A 17,596-nucleotide genomic window follows, 5' to 3' on the forward strand; every position below is an offset into this window, starting at 1 on the left:
CGGAATAGAGTCTGCCCGAGGCGAGGGAGTGACGTTATGTTTCCGACACTGTTCTTCAAACTGAAGGCTGCGGGCCTACCGGTCAGCTTACGCGAGTATCTCAGTCTCATGGAAGGGCTGGAGAAGGATGTTTGCGGGCGCGATCCGGAGCAGTTTTATTACTTTTCGCGCGCCGCTTTGGTGAAGGATGAACGCTATCTGGATCGTTTCGATCGGGTGTTTTCGGAGGTGTTCCGAGGGGTTCTGTCGGAAGGCGGTACGGAATCCGTGGACCTGCCCACGGAATGGCTCATGAAACTGGCAGAGAAGCACCTGACCGACGAAGAGAAGGCGATGGTCGAGGCGCTGGGCGGATTCGACAAGCTCATGGAGACGCTGAAGAAACGCCTGGAGGAGCAGGAAAAGAGGCATCAGGGCGGCAGCAAGTGGATCGGTACTGCCGGAACCAGCCCGTTCGGTGCCTATGGCTACAATCCGGAAGGCGTCAGGATCGGGCAGGAGGAAAGCCGCCACCGCCGCGCGGTCAAGGTTTGGGACAAGCGCGAGTTCCGGAACCTGGATACCGACGAGCCCTTGTCGAACCGCAACATGAAGGTCGCGCTTCGCCGCCTGCGCCGGTTCGCCCGGACTGGGTCGCAATTCGAATTGGATTTGGACGGTACGATCCGTCAGACGGCGGATAACGGCGGCTATGTCGATATCCGATGGCAGCGCGAGAAGCACAATTCGGTTAAAATCCTGGCGCTCTACGATGTCGGCGGCAGCATGGACGACCACATCCTGCAGAGCAAAAAGCTGTTCGATGCGATGGAAACCGAGTTCAAGCATCTGATTTCGATGTATTTTCACAATTGCGTCTACGAGAATTTGTATTCCGACATGCGCAATCGCTATCAGCATCGCCGGTCGACCTGGGATGTACTGCGAACCTATTCAAAGGACTATCGGCTGATCCTTGTCGGCGACGCGACCATGTCGCCCTATGAGATCGTCTATCCGGGCGGCAGCGTCGAACATTGGAACGAGGAGGCCGGGAAGGTCTGGCTACAGCGCCTGCTGGATCATTTCGATCGATCAGTCTGGCTCAATCCGCAGCCGGAGAAGAGTTGGGGATATCACCAGTCGATCCATTTGATCCGGGACCAGATGGAAGGTCGTATGTTCCCAATGACCGTTCAGGGCCTGGACGACGCGATGCGATGCCTGAGTTGAGCCAGTTGACGCTTGGCCCGCCTCGATGAAACGTGCCATATAGCGGCTATGAGATCGCTCCGCTTCGCCTCAATTCTGTCCGTGTCCGTATTGTTGCTGTCGGCCTGTGCCGATCCGCCGTCCGTGACCGAACCGACAGCGACCGAAAAGACCCAATCGCCTGTCGTGTCGATCTGCTATTCGGGGCAGACCACGACCCGCGACGCCTTGGCGGATATGGCGCTGAGCCATTGCCCGGCAGGGACGACAGGGCTCGAGGTCTGGGACCATGACACGTTCTGGAACGATTGCCCGATCAGCAAGAAGAACCGGGTGACCTATCGCTGCCTCGGCGGCTGAGTGGCACGACGCCGCTATTGGCCCCGCAGCGTATGCACGGATGCCCCTTCCTTGGGCGTCTCGGCCTTGGATGTCTCATCCTCTGACGCCGCCGCCGCGTCTTCCGCTCCGCCCTCGGCGGCTTGCAGCCGGTCGGCCTCGCGGCGCAGTCGGGCGTAGCTTTGCAGCGAAACCGGGATTGTCCCCAGATAGGCGGCGCCGACGATTGTAAGCGTCTCCCACGGCGCGCTAGCCAGGCCGGCCGCGAATATGCCGACAAGCACCATGAAGGGCAGGACCCAGCGCGGGGCCAGCTTGAACTTCTTGAACGAGAAGGTCGGTACTTCGCTGACCATCAGCAGCGCGACCCCCACCATCCAGAGCCCCGCAGCCCAGGGCGGAATAAGCGCGGCATCGCCCAGCACAAATCCCAGCGTCAGCGGCAACAAGCCGATCGCCGCCCCGGCGGGCGCAGGAATACCCTGGAAATAGTTGTAGGCATAGGGCGGGAGCTTATCCAGGCGGCTGTTGAACCGCGCCAGGCGTAGCCCGCAGCAGACCGCAAAGAACAAGGCGATCCCCCAGCCGGGCCCGCCGAGCTCACTGAGGCCCCAAAGCCAGAGAATGAGGGCCGGCGACACGCCGAAGGCCACGAAATCGCTGAGTGAGTCCAACTGGGCGCCGAAATCGCTGGTCGCCCGAAGCAGGCGCGCCATGCGGCCGTCCAGCGCATCCAGGATGGCCGCCACCAGAATGGCGGCGACGGCGAATTCCCAGCGGGCCTCCAACGCATAGCGGACGCCCGTCAAACCGGCGCAGGTCGAGGCGACGGTGATCATGTTCGGAATCAGGCGCGCAATTGTCGTGCCCTTCAGACGGGACGGGCGGCCGGATTTGCGGCGGCGCTTCAGCATGACGGGCTACTCCAGATTTTTGTCGGGTCAGCGGGTCGCGCCGTCGCGCGGACCTTCCTTGCCCTTCGGGCCGCCCATATCCGCCAGAACCGTTTCGCCGGCAACGGCGCGCTGCCCTTCGACGGCCATCGGGACAACATTGGGAGGCAGATATACGTCAACCCGGCTGCCAAAGCGAATCATCCCGATGCGCTGACCGGCCTGCACATCGTCACCGGTTTCGACATCTGCCAGGATACGGCGCGCAACCAAGCCGGCAATCTGAACGACGGCCAGTTCCTTGCCGCCTTCCGCCTCGATCCGGAAGGATTGGCGTTCATTGTCGCTGCTCGCCTTGTCCAGCGAAGCGTTCAGGAACTTGCCCGGTCGGTATTCCATCTTGGTGATCGTTCCGTCCACCGGTGCTCGGTTCACATGGACGTCGAACACGTTCATGAAGACGCAGACGCGCCAGACCGGCTTCGCAGGCATGTCCAATTCGGGCGGCGGTTCGGCCTTCGACACGCTTTGCACCAGTCCATCTGCTGGGCTGATGACCAGACCCTGGCGTGTCGGCGTTACACGCGGCGGATCGCGGAAGAAATAGACGCACCACGCTGTCAGCAGAATGCCGACGAACCAAAGGGGGCTCCAAAGGAAGCCGATGCCGAAACCGAGAAGGGCGCACAGCGTAACGAAGGGATAGCCTTCCCGATGAATCGGGACCAAGACGGTGTCCAAAGCGTTCTTCATAACCGGTTCCTCAATCGTCCAGAGCGACGGGTGCGTTCCTGGCGCTGTCCTACACGGTCTCGACCTGCGGCGCTACCCCGACAAACCTGGGCAATCATAGCCCAGAATGCCACGCCTATTGTTTCGGAATTTCGAATACCTGACCGGGATAGATCAAATCCGGGTCCCGGATCTGGTCGCTATTCGCGTCATAGATCACCGTATAGGCCAAGCCCTCGCCCAGTGTCCGCCTGGCGATGCGCCATAGGCTGTTTCCGGGCTGAACCACGATGAAGGCGTCGCCGCTTAGATCCGTCAGCGGCGCGGCGCGGCTGAATGGAATTTCCAGACGGGCGACGACACCGGAATCCCGGACGGCGTCCAGGCGCATCGAATAGACGCCGGGTGCGACTTCCTTTTCCGGATTGATCCGCCACGTGCCGTTCTCCTCGACCGGGCCGGATCCTATCGGGCTGTTGTTCAGATAGGCAATCACCAGGCTGGATTTCGGTCCCTTGCCGGCAATCGAGATATTGCCGGACGGATCGTAGTCGATCGTCTCCACGCTGAGCGCGCCATCGGCGGATTTCACGCCGGAAGGCTCGGCTGTCGTACTGCCCGGTGCGGGCGCTTTGGACGGCGCCGCGTCCGATGTCGTTGTCTCGCCGGCCGGCACGCCGTCGGCGGGCGGTGCCTGGATCAATTCTGCGCCGGGCGTTTCGTCGGGGATCAGAACGACCAGCGGCTGCTGCGGCGTTTCGCTTTGCGTCTCGCGGCCGGCGACGTCGTGGCCCGGCTTCGGGACGACAAGAACCACCGTTCCCTTGCCCAGAATACTGGAGCCGTCGGGCATATCCGCGCGCAGTTTCAGTTCATGCGGCCCCGGGGGCAGGGGGCTGCTGGGCAGATAGACCCATTCACCGCGGTCGTCTGCTTCGACCGATCCCAAATCCGCGCCGCCGTCCAGAACCGTGACCGTCGCGCCCGGGTCGGCGCGGCCCGCGATCACGGCGTCGCCATTCGGATCGATTCGAACCACATCGAAGGTCGGTGGGGTCAGGGTCGGTGCGGCAGGCTGCTGCTGCGCGTCGGTCGCTGCGCTTTGCGTTCCTTCGCCGGCACCTGTGGACGGTCCGACCGCTGCCGGCGCTTCAGGTTGCACGGAGGTATCGGTCTGTGCGGTCGAATCGGACGAAGCCGGTTGGGAATCCCCGGTTTGTGATTGGGCCGGTTCCGACTGCACCGCGTCTGCCGTTCCGGCACCGGCGGGCGGAGCCGCTTCTTCGGTCTGGCTCTGGGGAGCGCTTTCCACCGGTTCCGGCATAGGTTCGGGGTTGCTCAGCCAATTCAACAGAAGGGCCAAGAGCAGCAACACACCCCCGATGATTCCGATCCAGATTGTCCGGTTCACGCTCGCCCCCGCTTATCCATTGCCCCATCCCTGAGCAACTCCTCGACCGGACTTTACTTGTCGCAAGGCCCTGGTGCAATTCCATCAAGAAATTCCGGGGATTGGACCGATTTCGGGTTGGATTTGCCGAAATTCGCCTTTCGCCCCGGGGTGTCAAAACCTATGCTCCGCCTTAAATGGCGGTTCGTCCGTCGGACATTTTATTTCAAGGAGTCAGTCAGCGGTGCATTCCCGGGTACGATCGGTTTGCGTCTATTGCGGATCCAGTCATGGCGTCCGCCCATCCTTTAGCGACGCCGCGACCCGGTTGGGTGCGCAATTGGCGGAGGCGGGTATCCGACTGGTCTATGGCGGCGGCGCTGTCGGCCTGATGGGGGTCGTCGCCCAATCCGTGCTGGATTCCGGCGGCCAGGTCACAGGGATCATTCCCGATTTCCTGGACCGGGCGGAGGTCGGCAAGACCAACCTGACCGAATTGATCAAGACCGAGACCATGCATGACCGCAAGGCGATCATGGCGGAACGGTCGGATGGTTTCGTCGTCCTGCCGGGCGGATTGGGTACCTTGGACGAGACATTCGAAATCCTGACCTGGAAGCAATTGCAACTGCACAACAAGCCGATCGTTCTGGTGAATGTGGAGGGCTATTGGGACCATTTCGTTCATCTGGTGGAGCATCAGGTTCGAGAGGGCTTCGTGCGCGAACGCTACCTGCAATTCTTCCGCATCGTCGATACGGTGGAAGAAGTCGTGCCGGCCCTGCTGGAGGATGCGGCAGCGGCAGCGGACATGTCGGACCGCCTGGACCGGGCCTGATGTCGGGATTTTAAGAAACGCGAAACGGCTGTCTGGTATGATGAATCGTGATAATGGCCACAGCGTTAGTGTGATTTCGGCCTGAAAGGCGTTGTTGCGTGAAACTTACCGGGACATACCGCAAGCTGGTTAAGAACACGACGATCAACGACACAACGTTGCTGTCGACCGATTATCTTAACCATTATAATGAGTTGGTGATGATGCTTGAGATGGTCTCCGACATGCCTGACATGTTGGAGGAAGTCGAGACCTGGCAGCCCAAAACCTATCAGCAGCACTTCCGCGACAGCGCATTTCAGCACAAGGAACTCGCTGTCTGGGCCTATGAGCATGCACCGGACGAGTACCGCGAACCGATGGACGATTGCATCGCGCGGATGGATGCGGATATCTCGACCGGGCTGCCCGAACTGCGTGTCCTGGCGGATGCCGGGAACGAGGATCGCCTGAAGGCGGAAGCCTCGGCACTGACCGGACGCCTGCGCGGCTGGATCGACACGATGAGCGCCCTGATCAACGGGGCGCTAGATTCCGAGGGATATCAGGCGCGCCTGCAGGCGGAGGGTCCTTCGGAAACGGCCGCCACGGTCATGGACCAGTCGTCCATCGACGCCCTGTTCGACTGACACCGCAGAAGCGCCCGAAAAGAGCCGTGCCAAGTCGCCGCGTGTGGATTGCGGGTTTGGTAGGTGTCTTGTATTGTCCGCGCCGAATGAACCCTGGGGCCGTCGCGGGCGCTTTCATCCCACCTTGCGCGCCGTCGCCGGACCACTACACCTGACGAAAAGGGGAGCCCCGAACCCATGTCGAAGATTAAGGTCGCCAATCCGGTCGTCGAACTCGACGGCGATGAGATGACCCGCATCATCTGGGATTTCATCAAGACCAAACTGATCCTGCCCTATCTGGACATCGATCTGAAGTATTACGATCTCGGGGTCGAAAAGCGCGATGAGACGGACGATCAGATCACGATCGACGCCGCCAACGCGATCAAGGAACACCGCGTCGGCGTGAAATGCGCGACGATCACGCCGGACGAAGCGCGGGTCGAGGAATTCGGCCTGAAGAAGATGTGGCGGTCGCCGAACGGCACGATCCGCAACATCCTGGACGGCACCGTCTTCCGTGAGCCGATCGTCTGCAAGAACGTGCCGCGCCTGGTGACGAACTGGTCGAAGCCAATCGTCGTCGCCCGCCATGCCTTCGGCGACCAGTACCGCGCGACGGACTTCCTGATCCCCGGCGCGGGCCTGCTGTCGATCACCTTCACGCCGGAAGACCCGGATGGCGAAACCATCCGCCACCAGGTCTTCAAGTTCGAAGGCGCCGGGATCGCCATGGGCATGTATAACCTGGACGATTCGATCCGCGGTTTTGCCCGGGCCTGCATGAATTACGGCCTGCTGCGCAATTATCCGGTCTATCTGTCGACCAAGAACACGATCCTGAAGGCCTATGACGGCCGCTTTAAGGATCTCTTCCAGGAGGTCTATGAGGCCGAATTCGAAGAGACCTTCAAGAAGGCCGGTATCTGGTACGAACACCGCCTGATCGACGATATGGTCGCTTTCGCGATGAAGTCGTCGGGTGATTTCGTCTGGGCCGCCAAGAACTATGACGGCGACGTCCAGTCCGACTCGGTCGCGCAGGGCTTCGGCTCGCTGGGCCTGATGACCTCGGTCCTGATGACGCCGGACGGCAACACGGTCGAGGCCGAAGCGGCCCACGGCACGGTGACGCGTCACTTCCGCCAGCATCAACAGGGCAAGGAAACGTCGACGAACCCGATCGCGTCGATCTTCGCCTGGACCCGCGGCCTGAAATATCGTGGCAAGTTCGACGATACGCCGGACGTGATCCGCTTCGCCGAGACGCTGGAAACGGTGTGCATCGAAACGGTCGAGAGCGGTCACATGACCAAGGATCTGGCGCTGCTGATCGGTGAGAACCAGAAATGGCTGACCACCACCCAGTTCCTCGACAAGATCGACGAGAACCTGAAGGGCGCAATGGACCGCTGGTAAGCGGTTCTTTATGTCCGTTCAGGACGAACTGACGTTTAGGGACGCGCGGCCGGAAGATCTGGCCGCCGTCCTTTTTCTTTTGGCCGACGATACATCCAATGCGCCCCGTATCGCGCCGCCGGACCCGTCCGACCCCAGGCATATCGCTGCCCTGGCGGAAATCGACGCCGACCCGAACAACCGTTTGATTGTTGTCGAGCGGGCGGGCGAGATCATCGGCACCTTTCATCTGACTGTCATACCGGGCGTCAGCCTGAAAGCGGGAAGGCGCCTTCAGGTCGAGGCGGTGCGCGTTCGGTCGGATTGCCGAAGTGCGGGAATTGGAAGGCTCATGATGCGTTGGGCGGAAGACTACGCCCGGGAAAAAGCCTGTATTCTCGTTCAACTGACGACGGACCGCAGCCGTGACGGACGGGCCCGGAAATTCTATGAGAGCCTTGGCTTCTCAGCGTCCCACGACGGCATGAAACTGCGCCTGGATCGCTAGAGATTGGGCCTTATCGGTTTCGGGGCAGGGGGTGTTTCGCGGCGATGTCGGTGCCCCGGATATTCTCGCGCCAGAAGGCATAAAGACCGCTTCCCAGAATCAGCATGATGCCCAATACGGCCTGAAGGTCGGGCCAGTCGCCGAAAACGACGATGCTCCAGAAGATCGCCAGGGGCAGCGCGACATATTCGAACGGGGCGGCGGCGGTGGCCTCTGCCAAGCGGTAGCCTTGCGAGATCAGGTAGGCGCCACAGGCGCTGAGCGATCCGACCGCCAGCATGATCCACATGTCATTGCCGACCGGCCAGGTCCAGGCTCGCAGCAGGAATATCAGGCTGGGATCCTCGACCCCTTCCGCGAGGCGGCCGTCCCCAATGCTGAGGCCGATCGTGCTGCAGACAACCAGGAAGGTCGCCTGAATGTAGAAGGCCATGGTCGACGCTTTCTCCGTCACGCCAAGCTTGCGGGCGATGATCTGCATGCTGGCATAGGCGAGGGCGGCGACGATCGGGGCCAGGGCGGCATACTGGAAGGCGGCCGTTCCAGGCCGAATGATGATCACCACGCCGATCAGCCCGGCAAAGACGGCCATCCAGCGGCGCAAGCCGACTTTCTCGCCCAGGAAGGGCACCGACAGGGCGGTGATGAAAAGCGGGGCGACGAAGAAGATCGCCGTCGCTTCGCCCAGGGACATGGTCGCGATGCCGGTGAAGAAGGCCATATTCGCGATGAAGACGCAGAGGCCGCGCAGAAGGTGCAACGGCATGCGCTTGCTCAGCAGGTTCCGGTATCCGCCTTCCAAGGGGACGAAGATCAGCAGGATGACGGTCAAGGCGACGCAGGCGCGCGTGAATACGATCTGATGCAGCGGATACCCGTCGCTCAGTGCCTTGATCATCATGTCGGCGGTCGAAAAGGTAACCCCGGCTGCGACGACGCAGAGAATGCCGAGAGTGGCGGGATTGCGCAGTAATGCGGTCATATCAATCCCGCCTCCATCGTCACGAGATAAAGAAGTTGATGCCTTCGGCGGCGAATGTGTCGATCACCTCTGGCAATGCCTGGCAGCGCCGGGCATGCGCCAGCAGGTGCGGACGGATCGAGGGCGGATCGGGGATTTTGAACTGCTCTGCCCAACCCGCCAGCATGAACAGGAAGTAGTCGGCACAGGTCGGGCGGTCCCCGACCAGCCAGTCGCCGGTTTTCTCCAACTCCCGGTTCACGATGGCCAGATGCCCGCCGACCCGGTCCGCCGCGCGCGCCTTGACGGCGGCGATCTGCTCGGATGTCTCGCCATAGCGGCGGGCATAGGCGGACACCATCAGATCGGCCTGAATCGTGTTGGTGGCGAAGTACAGCCAGTCCAGCGTACGGGCCCGCTCCACGGTTCCGAGTGCGGGCAGCAATCCCGATTCCGGATAGGTTTCGGCAATGTAGTGGCAAATGGCGGCGGACTCGCGAATGACGAAGCCACCTCGGTCCGGATCGCCCACCGCCAGGGTGGGGATACGGGCATGGGGGTTCAGTGCCAGATAGGCGGGATCCGTCAGGCCGCCGCGATTGCGTTCCACCAGCGACAGGGTGAAGTCCACCCCAGCCTTGCGCAGACAGATATGCGGGGCGAGGGAGGCGTTGTCCGGGTAGTAGTAAAGTGTCAGCGACATGATCCTGCTCGACGGTTTGGGTGTGTGATCCCGCTCTAGACACTACCTGCGGGCGGGACGAATGACGATGACCTCACTTGTTCCGATTTGCCACAACAGACAAGACCCTCGCGACCGTCCGGCGGTGAAGTTGACTTACGCCCGGCGTTTGGCTGTATTGGCGCGCACCGATTTCACGAAGGACGAGAGGCGGCATGACAGACGGCGACACGGTGATCCTGACCCGGCGCGGTCCGATCGGACATATCCTTTTGAACAGGCCGAAAGCGCTGAACGCCATCACCTTCGAAATGGTTGCTGGCGTCGCCGACGCGCTGGCGGAATGGACCGAGGACGATTCGGTTCGCGCCGTGATCATCGAAGGGGCGGGCGACCGCGCTTTCTGCGCCGGTGGCGACGTCATCGCGGTCAGCCACGCCGGGCAGGAGCAGTCACCGCTCTGCCGCGATTTCTTTCAGGCCGAATACCGCCTGAACCGGGCGATCCATCTGTTCGACAAGCCCTATATCGCCTTCCTGGACGGCATCACGATGGGCGGCGGGGTCGGTCTTTCCGTCCATGGCAATCATCGCATCGTGACGGAAAAGACCCTGTTCGCCATGCCTGAGACCGGGATCGGCCTGTTTCCGGATGTCGGCGGCAGTCATTTCCTGTCCCGCTGCCCGGGAGAGATCGGCACCTATCTGGGGCTGACTGGGGCGCGGTTGGGACCGGCGGACATGCTGGCCATCGGTCTGGCGGATTCGCATATGCCTTCGGCGTCGCGGGATGCCTATTTCGCGGCCCTGGAAAACGCCGATTGGGGCGGTGGCTCGGCCGACGAGATTGTTTCGGCGATCACCCAGGACTTCGCGACCCCTGCCGGCGACGCGGCCATCACGACTATCCGGGACGAACTGGATCGGCTGTTCGCGGGCGATGACCTGGAAGAGATTACGGCGCGCCTGGCGGCCGACCCGGGCGATGTCGCGGCGAAGGCGGCAGCCCTGTTGGACGGCAAGTCGCCGACCATGTTGAAAGTGTCTCTGAAACAGCTCCGTCTGGGCGCGATGCAGGATTTCGATGCCAATATGGTCATGGAATACCGCATCGTCCGTCGCGCGCTGCAGCCGGGTGCGGATTTCCACGAAGGGGTCCGGGCCTTGTTGATCGACAAGGACAAGGCCCCGAAATGGAATCCGGCGCGGCTTTCGGACGTGGAAGACGCGGACATCCATTCCTATTTCGAGGCGCCGCCGGAAGGCGACCTGGTCCTGGACCAGAAGTAAAGACAGCAAAAAAGACAAAGCGATAGGGAGACCGGAACAATGAAGATCGGGTTTATCGGAGTGGGCAATATGGGTGGCCCGATGGCGCGGAACTTGGTTTCCGCCGGGCATGCCGTGACGGTTTTCGATTTGGACCCGGCCCATGTGGCCAGCGTGACCCAGGCCGGGGCGAAAGGCGCGGACAGTGCGGCCGCGGCCGTCGCCGGGGCGGATGCGGTTGTGACCATGCTGCCCGCCGGCCCGCATGTCCGCGATGTTTATGAGAACGCCGTACTTCCGAATGCGAAAGCGGGTGCGGTGCTGATCGATTGTTCGACCATCGATGTCGAAACCGCTCGTGCGGTCGCGGATCTGGCGGTCGGTAAGGGCTTCGCCATGGTCGATGCGCCGGTTTCCGGCGGCGTCGGCGGGGCGGAGGCGGGTACCCTGACCTTCATGGTCGGCGGCCCCGACGACGCGTTCGGCGCGGCCAAGCCGGTTCTGGAGAAGATGGGCAAGACCATTGTCCATTGCGGTGGCGCCGGTAACGGCCAGGCGGCGAAGATCTGTAACAACATGATGCTGGGCATCCAGATGATCTCCGTCGCCGAGGCATTCGTTCTGGCCGAAAAATTGGGCCTGGACCACCAGAAGCTGTTCGACGTGTCGTCCAAGGCATCCGGACAATGCTGGTCGCTGACGACCTATTGCCCGGTTCCGGGTCCGGTTCCGACCTCTCCGGCCAACCGCGACTACCAGCCGGGCTTCGCCTCGGCCATGATGGTCAAGGATCTGAAGTTGAGCCAGGGCGCTGCGGAAACCTTCCAGGCGAAAACCGCGCTGGGGCAACGCGCGATGGAGATGTATCAGCAGTTTACCGATTCGGGGAACGGCGGCGTCGATTTCTCCGGCATCATCAAAATGGTGCGGGATGGTTAACGCGGAAAAACGATACTGGACAAAGCTTTAGCCGGTCGACTAAGTTTCCGGCTAGGCGATAGGGAGAATTCGGTGTAACACCGATGTCGCATTGGCGGCCGGGGAATACGGGCCGCTCTCACCACAGGACGAACAAGTAAAGAGATGTGTCGGTGAAGGAGGAATATCTCAGCGTCATCCGATTGATCGAACGCCTGCACCGCCAGTTTCTGGAAGTGGTGAAGGGTGAGATCGACCGGCTGGGCATTCGGGACATCAACAACATCCAGGCGCTTATCCTCTACAATATCGGTGAGGACGAGTTGACCGTGGGTGAGTTGACGCACCGGGGCTATTACCTCGGCTCGAACGTCTCCTACAACGTGCGGAAGATGGTCGAAAACGGCTATCTGATCCAGGAACGCTCCACCCATGACCGCCGCTCCATCCGGGTCCGCCTGTCGGAAAAAGGGATGGACGTCCGCAACAAGGTGAACGACGTCATCAACGAGCAGCAGGCGAAGCTGGGCGAGACCGGCATCAATGCCGAGCAGCTGCAGTTCACCGCCACGGTCCTGAACCGGATCGAACGCTTCCTGCTGCACACCTACGGCTACGGCCCGGTCCGCTGACCGTCCTGGGACACCCTGTTCATTTGAAGCGGCGCTAGCGCGCGGGTCTTAACCCCGCGCGCCTTCTCGCCGTGCCAGGAAGGCTAGGCGTTCGAACAGGTGAACATCCTGTTCGTTCTTCAGCAGCGCGCCGTGCAGCGGCGGGATCGCCTTGCCCGGATCGGTCTCCCGCAGGATTTCCGGGTCGATTTCCTCGACCAGCAGCAGTTTGATCCAGTCCAGCAGTTCGGAGGTCGAAGGCCGCTTCTTGAGGCCCGGCACCTCCCGGATCTGGAAGAACAGGGTCAGCGCCTCGCTCAACAGGCGTTTTTTGATGTCCGGGAAGTGCACCTGGACGATCTGTTCCATGGTCTCCGGATCCGGAAACCGGATGAAATGGAAGAAGCAGCGGCGCAGAAACGCGTCCGGCAGTTCTTTCTCATTGTTCGACGTGATGATGACGATCGGGCGCTTTTCGGCGCGGATGATTTCCTTCGTCTCATAGACGTGGAACTCCATCCGGTCCAATTCCAACAGCAGGTCGTTCGGGAATTCGATATCCGCCTTGTCGATTTCATCGATCAGCAGGACCGGCGCGGGATCGGTCGTGAAGGCCTCCCACAGCTTACCGCGCACGATGTAGTTGCGGATGTCGTGGACGCGTTCGTCTCCCAACTGGCTGTCGCGCAGGCGGCTGACGGCGTCATACTCGTAGAGACCCTGCTGCGCCTTCGTGGTCGATTTGATGTGCCATTCGATGAAGGGCCGGCCCAGGCTTTCCGCAATCTCGCGTGCCAACTGCGTCTTGCCGGTTCCCGGCTCCCCCTTGACCAGAAGCGGGCGTTCCAGGGCGACCGCGGCGTTGACCGCGACGGCCAGATCTTCGGAAGCGACATAGTTCGACGTACCGGAAAAACGCATGATGATCTTTCGCCTGTCTTTGGACTGCTACTATGATTGGAAGAGCAGAAGAGTAGGGTGGCCGCCAACCCGGATCAAGCAATCAGGAGGCCGGATTGACCGACGGGCATGCGAAGAGCGGCCGACGCAGTGTCCTGGCGGCGTTGGGTCTAGTTCCCGCCGCCCTGGCCCTACCGGGAATGGCCTGGTCAGTGGACAATCGGGTGACGATTTCTCTGGAAGGCGGTTACCGGATCATCCGCTCAAACGGCATCCCGAATCATGAAACCGGCACCTTTCCGAACCGCCGCAATCCCAATCGGATTTCCGCCCAGTCGCACGAGTTTCGCGTCCCGGCGATGCCGAAAGCCGCCGCGAGGCCGACCGCGTTGAGCCATGGCAATTTCGGTGTGGCGCTGAACGGCATTCCCTTTGATCCCTTCACGGCCGAATTCTGGAACCGGGACCGGCGATCGGGATGGCGTTACGAGGCCATGGGCGGCCGTGTCGATCTGGGATTGGATAGCAGCAACGCCCATGTCCAGCCGAACGGCGCCTATCACTATCACGGATTGCCGAACGGCCTGATCCGCAGTTGGAGCCCCGACCGCCATTCGGGATTGATCGGATTTGCCGCCGACGGATTCCCGATCTACGCCCTATACGGCTATGCAACAGGCCAGCTCGGGGATCCGGTTCGGCCGATGCGGTCGGGTTGGCGATTGAGGCGCGGCACCCGACCGGGCGGCCCTGGCGGGGCCTTTGACGGTACCTTCGTGGAGGATTTTGAGTTCGCCGATGGAGGCGATCTGGACGCCAACAATGGACGGGTGACACGGACCCCGGATTTTCCGGACGGCACCTATGCCTATTTCCTGACGGATGCCTTTCCTTTCATTCCGCGCAGCTTCGCCGGTACGCCCGACCCGTCCTTCCGCCATGGCCCGCCTGGCGGGCAGGGCGGAGGAATGGGCGGCCGTCCGCCACCGCCTGGAGGAAGACCGCCACCGCCCGGCGGCCCCCGCCCGCCCAAGCCCCCGTTTGGGTTCGGCAATGGGTAAGGTCGGGCAGCCCCAAATCCGTTCGTAGCATCGAAAACTTTCATCCAACTGGCATTGACGAGGCAGGATTTGCGGGTGAAAGGAGAGATCTGAGCGTTACGGATTGAGGTTCTTTCATGACGGATACTTCGGCGAAGCCGGCCCCGGTGGCCGCGAACGGATATGTGTTGCCGCGCACCGCGCCGCCGATCGCCGTTTCCGGCTTGATCCTGTCCATGGCCCTGATTGCCGTCGGCGGCGGGCTGATCTTCGCCTATATCCCGATCCGTCTCGGCTCGCTGGGCTTCAGCCCATCTTCGGCGGGGTGGATCCTGACATCCATGGCGGCAGGGGGCTTCGTCGGCTGTTTGGGCACGGGGCCGATGGTGAAGCGTGTCGGTCACGCGCGCGCCTACATGACTTTGGCCGCCATCCTTATCCTAAGCCACCTGACGCTGGCGCTGACCGTCGATCCGATGCTGTGGATGGGCGCGCGGGCAGGATATGGCCTCGCCGCGACCGGGTTGTTCATCATTTCGCAGAGCTGGCTGAACGATGCTTGCCCCAATGAATGGCGCGGCCGGGTCATGGCGATTTTCTATATGGCCTATGTTCTGTGCATCGGCCTGGGCGGCTTTCTGATCACCTTCGTCGACATCGAAAGCGGGGTGGCCCCGCAACTGGCCATCTTCTTCGTGACCTTGGCGATCCTGCCGGTCGGCCTGACCAATCTGAAAGCGCCTTTGCCGCCTGAATATGTCACGGTCTCTTTCCGCGGCGTCTGGCGTATCTCGCCCGTCGGGCTGGCGGGGCTGCTGGCCGTTGGTGGGCTGTCGATGCTGGTTCAAGGCTTCGCGCCGATCTATGCCAACGCCATCGGATATTCCAAGGACGAGATCGGCTTGATGCTGTTCCTGATGCAGTTCGGGATGATCGCGGTGCAGATGCCGTTGGGCGCGTTGAGCGACCGTATGGACCGACGCAAGGTCCTGATCATGGCCTGTGTGCTGGTGCTCATATTCGCCGGGATCACGTCTCAGGTCGGCGGCGAGATCGGTCTGTGGGTCATGATCGCCCTATTCGGGGTCTGGGCCGGGGCGACGGAAACGATCTATGCCGTGGCGAATGCCCATGCCAACGACCGGGCGGAACCGCAATACTATGTCGCGTTGTCCATGACGATGCTGTTTGCCTGGTCGCTGTCGGGCTTTGTCCTGCCCGGCGCAGCGTCATTTCTGACGGACATCTTTGGGGCCAAGGCCTTCATGTATGTCGCCATGGTGATCGCCTTGGTCTATGGCCTGTTCGTCGCCTACCGTATGACGCGGCGCGAAGGCGTGCCCGTGGAAGCGCAGGAGGCCTACGAACCGCGCGCGGCGCAGGCCGCCTATGCGCCGGAACTGTACGCGCCGGTCACCGAAGAGGACGTCGATCAGGAAATCCCGCGTTAGGCTCAGGCCCGCAGAGCCGGCGCAGCGTCGAAAGAGGCGGCCCGTTCCAGCACATCGGCTGCGCGCAGAACGGTTTCCTCGTCGAAGGCGCGGCCCAGGATCTGCAGCCCCAGCGGCAGCCCGTTCGCGTCGAAGCCGGCCGGGACGGAGATGCCCGGAATACCGGCCAGGTTGGCCGGGACCGTGAAGACATCGTTCAGATACATCTGGATCGGGTCTTCCTGGCGCTCGTCGACACCGAACGCCGCGGATGGCGTCGCCGGGGTCAGCAGCACGTCACAGCTATCCCAGGCCTTGCGGAAATCCTCGGCGATGCGGGTCCGGACCTTCTGCGCCTTCAGGTAATAGGCGTCGTAATATCCTGCCGACAGGACATAGGTGCCGATCAGGACACGTCGCTGAACCTCTTCGCCGAAGCCTTCGCCCCGTGTATTCGCATACATCTCGTCCAGGCTGTCGCCAGGAACGCGCAGGCCGTACCGCACGCCGTCATAACGCGCGAGGTTGGACGACGCCTCCGCCGGTGCAACGATGTAATAGGCGGGCAGGGCATAGCGTGTATGGGGCAGGCTGACTTCGACGATCTCGGCGCCTGCCTCTTTCATCCAGGCGATACCCTGCATCCACAGGCCTTCGATTTCCGTCGGCATGCCGTCGATCCGGTATTCCTTCGGGACGCCGACGCGCAGCCCCCGGATATCGCCGGTCAGGGCGGCCTCGAAATTGGGTACTTCGACCCTGGCGCTGGTCGAATCCTTCGGATCGTGACCTGCCATGACGCCCAGCATGATCGATGCGTCCCGCACCGTGCGGGTGAAGGGGCCGGCCTGATCCAGCGAGCTGGCGAAAGCGATGATGCCCCAGCGGCTGCAGCGGCCATAGGTCGGCTTGATGCCGACGGTCCCGGTCAGCGCGGCGGGCTGGCGGATCGATCCGCCGGTATCCGTCCCGACCGTTGCCAGCGCCGATCGCGCCGCGACCGCTGCGGCGGAGCCGCCGGACGATCCGCCGGGAACCAGGCGCTTGCCGGGATTGCCGTCTTCCTGCCACGGATTGATCGCCGGGCCATAGAAACTGGTCGTGTTGGACGATCCCATCGCGAATTCGTCCAGGTTCATCTTGCCCAGCATGACCCCGCCGGCACTCCACAATTTGCCGGACACGGTCGATTCATAGGTCGGTTTGAACCCGTCCAGGATATGCGACGCGGCCGTCGTCAGGACGCCCTCGGTGCAATACAGATCCTTCACGCCAACCGGAATGCCTTCCAGCGCGCCTGGCTCGCCCTTGGCAAGGCGTGCATCGCTGTCGGATGCCATGGCGCGGGCCTTGTCGGTCGTCTCGGTGATATAGGCGTTCAGCGACCGGGTCCGGTCCATCGCCCCGATATAGGCATCGGTCAGTTCGACGGCGGAGAAATCCTTGGCGCGCAGCCCGTCGCGGGCCTCACTGAGCGTAAGGTCGAGGAGATCGGTCATCGCCTTGTTGTCCTTATTCGACGACTTTGGGAACGGTATAGAAATCGCCCTGCGGCTCCGGCGCATTGGCGACGACCTTGTCCGGATAGCCGCCATCCGTGACCGCGTCCTCGCGCCACTGCGCGGCCATTTCCACGGCCGAGGACATGGGCGTCACACCGTCCGTGTCGACCTCGCCCAATTGTTCCACCCAGGCGACGATTGCGTCCAGTTCCTGGGCCAGCGGGGCAAGTCGGTTCTCGCCCACCTTGATGCGGGCCAGATGGGCGACTTTCGCGACGGTTTTCGGGTCCAATGCCATGGTCTGCGGCTCCCGGCGAGATTTGGGCTGAATCGGCGCGGAAGCTATCACCCGCTCCGCCGCGCCGCAAGCCGGGTCGCCACTGT

18 protein-coding genes and 1 pseudogene are annotated in these 17,596 nt (G+C 62.1%); 11 read left to right on the forward strand and 8 right to left on the reverse strand.

What is annotated here, in order from left to right:
• The first annotated feature begins 36 nt into the window (after nt 1-36).
• Together ACO06O_RS07090 and ACO06O_RS07095 are read left to right on the forward strand one after the other, a co-directional pair.
• Entirely contained in the window at nt 37-1,212 is a 1,176-nt protein-coding gene (locus ACO06O_RS07090) for a vWA domain-containing protein (RefSeq protein WP_421877745.1), read from the forward strand.
• An 81-nt stretch (nt 1,213-1,293) separates the two neighbouring features.
• Nucleotides 1,294-1,551, forward strand: coding sequence for a hypothetical protein (locus ACO06O_RS07095; RefSeq protein WP_421877747.1), 258 nt, complete (start codon nt 1,294-1,296; stop codon nt 1,549-1,551).
• A 14-nt stretch (nt 1,552-1,565) separates the two neighbouring features.
• On the opposite strand, the gene ACO06O_RS07100 is transcribed toward ACO06O_RS07095, so the two are convergent.
• The 3 genes from ACO06O_RS07100 to ACO06O_RS07110 form a co-directional block, all read right to left on the reverse strand.
• Nucleotides 1,566-2,444: a CDP-alcohol phosphatidyltransferase family protein gene (locus ACO06O_RS07100; protein WP_421877749.1), complete on the reverse strand. Its 879-nt coding sequence runs from the start codon at nt 2,442-2,444 to the stop codon at nt 1,566-1,568.
• 27 nt (nt 2,445-2,471) lie between these two features.
• The gene (locus tag ACO06O_RS07105; protein ID WP_421877751.1) at nt 2,472-3,176 is read right to left on the reverse strand and encodes a phosphatidylserine decarboxylase; all 705 of its coding nucleotides are present in this window, start codon (nt 3,174-3,176) and stop codon (nt 2,472-2,474) included.
• A 115-nt stretch (nt 3,177-3,291) separates the two neighbouring features.
• Nucleotides 3,292-4,566, reverse strand: coding sequence for a LysM peptidoglycan-binding domain-containing protein (locus ACO06O_RS07110; RefSeq protein ID WP_421877753.1), 1,275 nt, complete (start codon nt 4,564-4,566; stop codon nt 3,292-3,294).
• 223 nt (nt 4,567-4,789) lie between these two features.
• Here ACO06O_RS07110 and ACO06O_RS07115 point away from each other — a divergent pair, with 223 nt between their 5' ends.
• The 4 genes from ACO06O_RS07115 (at nt 4,790) to ACO06O_RS07130 (ending at nt 7,900) form a co-directional block, all read left to right on the forward strand.
• Nucleotides 4,790-5,383 carry a TIGR00730 family Rossman fold protein gene (locus ACO06O_RS07115; protein WP_420417082.1) on the forward strand — a complete coding sequence of 198 codons (594 nt, stop codon included), beginning with the start codon at nt 4,790-4,792 and terminating at the stop codon, nt 5,381-5,383.
• Nucleotides 5,384-5,481: 98 nt separating this feature from the next.
• Entirely contained in the window at nt 5,482-6,012 is a 531-nt protein-coding gene (locus ACO06O_RS07120; protein ID WP_420417081.1) for a hypothetical protein, read from the forward strand.
• A gap of 177 nt (nt 6,013-6,189) precedes the next feature.
• A complete protein-coding gene (locus ACO06O_RS07125; protein ID WP_421877755.1) occupies nt 6,190-7,413 on the forward strand; it encodes an NADP-dependent isocitrate dehydrogenase in 1,224 nt (407 codons plus the stop codon).
• A 10-nt stretch (nt 7,414-7,423) separates the two neighbouring features.
• Nucleotides 7,424-7,900 (forward strand): GNAT family N-acetyltransferase, encoded by a 477-nt coding sequence (locus ACO06O_RS07130; RefSeq protein WP_421877757.1) that lies wholly within the window; start codon nt 7,424-7,426, stop codon nt 7,898-7,900.
• Nucleotides 7,901-7,910: 10 nt separating this feature from the next.
• Here the strand turns inward: ACO06O_RS07130 and ACO06O_RS07135 are convergent, their stop codons facing one another.
• Both ACO06O_RS07135 and ACO06O_RS07140 read right to left on the reverse strand, forming a co-directional pair.
• The gene (locus ACO06O_RS07135) at nt 7,911-8,882 is read right to left on the reverse strand and encodes a DMT family transporter (RefSeq protein WP_421877759.1); all 972 of its coding nucleotides are present in this window, start codon (nt 8,880-8,882) and stop codon (nt 7,911-7,913) included.
• A 19-nt stretch (nt 8,883-8,901) separates the two neighbouring features.
• Nucleotides 8,902-9,564 carry a glutathione S-transferase family protein gene (locus ACO06O_RS07140; protein ID WP_421877761.1) on the reverse strand — a complete coding sequence of 221 codons (663 nt, stop codon included), beginning with the start codon at nt 9,562-9,564 and terminating at the stop codon, nt 8,902-8,904.
• 194 nt (nt 9,565-9,758) lie between these two features.
• Between ACO06O_RS07140 and ACO06O_RS07145 the strand changes: the two genes are divergently transcribed.
• The 3 genes and pseudogenes from ACO06O_RS07145 (at nt 9,759) to ACO06O_RS07155 (ending at nt 12,361) form a co-directional block, all read left to right on the forward strand.
• The gene (locus tag ACO06O_RS07145) at nt 9,759-10,832 is read left to right on the forward strand and encodes an enoyl-CoA hydratase/isomerase family protein (protein ID WP_421877763.1); all 1,074 of its coding nucleotides are present in this window, start codon (nt 9,759-9,761) and stop codon (nt 10,830-10,832) included.
• Between the two features lie 18 nt (nt 10,833-10,850).
• Nucleotides 10,851-11,750: pseudogene (gene mmsB / locus ACO06O_RS07150) on the forward strand (3-hydroxyisobutyrate dehydrogenase); the annotation flags it as partial.
• Between the two features lie 152 nt (nt 11,751-11,902).
• Complete coding sequence (locus tag ACO06O_RS07155; RefSeq protein ID WP_420417075.1) at nt 11,903-12,361, forward strand: MarR family winged helix-turn-helix transcriptional regulator; 459 nt, start codon at nt 11,903-11,905, stop codon at nt 12,359-12,361.
• Between the two features lie 48 nt (nt 12,362-12,409).
• On the opposite strand, the gene ACO06O_RS07160 is transcribed toward ACO06O_RS07155, so the two are convergent.
• Nucleotides 12,410-13,261 (reverse strand): AAA family ATPase, encoded by an 852-nt coding sequence (locus ACO06O_RS07160; protein ID WP_420417074.1) that lies wholly within the window; start codon nt 13,259-13,261, stop codon nt 12,410-12,412.
• A gap of 95 nt (nt 13,262-13,356) precedes the next feature.
• Here ACO06O_RS07160 and ACO06O_RS07165 point away from each other — a divergent pair, with 95 nt between their 5' ends.
• Both ACO06O_RS07165 and ACO06O_RS07170 read left to right on the forward strand, forming a co-directional pair.
• The gene (locus tag ACO06O_RS07165) at nt 13,357-14,301 is read left to right on the forward strand and encodes a YHYH protein (protein WP_421877766.1); all 945 of its coding nucleotides are present in this window, start codon (nt 13,357-13,359) and stop codon (nt 14,299-14,301) included.
• A gap of 116 nt (nt 14,302-14,417) precedes the next feature.
• Nucleotides 14,418-15,731, forward strand: coding sequence for an MFS transporter (locus ACO06O_RS07170; RefSeq protein ID WP_421877768.1), 1,314 nt, complete (start codon nt 14,418-14,420; stop codon nt 15,729-15,731).
• A 2-nt stretch (nt 15,732-15,733) separates the two neighbouring features.
• Here ACO06O_RS07170 and gatA read toward each other — a convergent pair whose 3' ends face one another.
• On the reverse strand, nt 15,734-17,209 hold the full coding sequence (gene gatA / locus ACO06O_RS07175; RefSeq protein ID WP_421877770.1) for an Asp-tRNA(Asn)/Glu-tRNA(Gln) amidotransferase subunit GatA: 1,476 nt from the start codon (nt 17,207-17,209) through the stop codon (nt 15,734-15,736).
• A 13-nt stretch (nt 17,210-17,222) separates the two neighbouring features.
• Nucleotides 17,223-17,510: an Asp-tRNA(Asn)/Glu-tRNA(Gln) amidotransferase subunit GatC gene (gatC, locus tag ACO06O_RS07180; RefSeq protein ID WP_421877772.1), complete on the reverse strand. Its 288-nt coding sequence runs from the start codon at nt 17,508-17,510 to the stop codon at nt 17,223-17,225.
• Nucleotides 17,511-17,596: the final 86 nt, after the last annotated feature.

The organism is Pacificispira sp. (assembly GCF_965228185.1).
Taxonomy (GTDB): domain Bacteria; phylum Pseudomonadota; class Alphaproteobacteria; order UBA8366; family Aestuariispiraceae; genus Pacificispira.

Coding starts and splice junctions, on each gene's coding strand:
- ACO06O_RS07090 (WP_421877745.1), top strand. CDS start 37: ATGTTTCCGACACTGTTCTTCAAACTGAAGGCTGCGGGCCTACCGGTC.
- ACO06O_RS07100 (WP_421877749.1), bottom strand. CDS start 2,444: ATGCTGAAGCGCCGCCGCAAATCCGGCCGCCCGTCCCGTCTGAAGGGC.
- ACO06O_RS07105 (WP_421877751.1), bottom strand. CDS start 3,176: ATGAAGAACGCTTTGGACACCGTCTTGGTCCCGATTCATCGGGAAGGC.
- ACO06O_RS07125 (WP_421877755.1), top strand. CDS start 6,190: ATGTCGAAGATTAAGGTCGCCAATCCGGTCGTCGAACTCGACGGCGAT.
- ACO06O_RS07130 (WP_421877757.1), top strand. CDS start 7,424: ATGTCCGTTCAGGACGAACTGACGTTTAGGGACGCGCGGCCGGAAGAT.
- ACO06O_RS07135 (WP_421877759.1), bottom strand. CDS start 8,882: ATGACCGCATTACTGCGCAATCCCGCCACTCTCGGCATTCTCTGCGTC.
- ACO06O_RS07140 (WP_421877761.1), bottom strand. CDS start 9,564: ATGTCGCTGACACTTTACTACTACCCGGACAACGCCTCCCTCGCCCCG.
- ACO06O_RS07145 (WP_421877763.1), top strand. CDS start 9,759: ATGACAGACGGCGACACGGTGATCCTGACCCGGCGCGGTCCGATCGGA.
- ACO06O_RS07160 (WP_420417074.1), bottom strand. CDS start 13,261: ATGCGTTTTTCCGGTACGTCGAACTATGTCGCTTCCGAAGATCTGGCC.
- ACO06O_RS07170 (WP_421877768.1), top strand. CDS start 14,418: ATGACGGATACTTCGGCGAAGCCGGCCCCGGTGGCCGCGAACGGATAT.
- gatA (WP_421877770.1), bottom strand. CDS start 17,209: ATGACCGATCTCCTCGACCTTACGCTCAGTGAGGCCCGCGACGGGCTG.
- gatC (WP_421877772.1), bottom strand. CDS start 17,510: ATGGCATTGGACCCGAAAACCGTCGCGAAAGTCGCCCATCTGGCCCGC.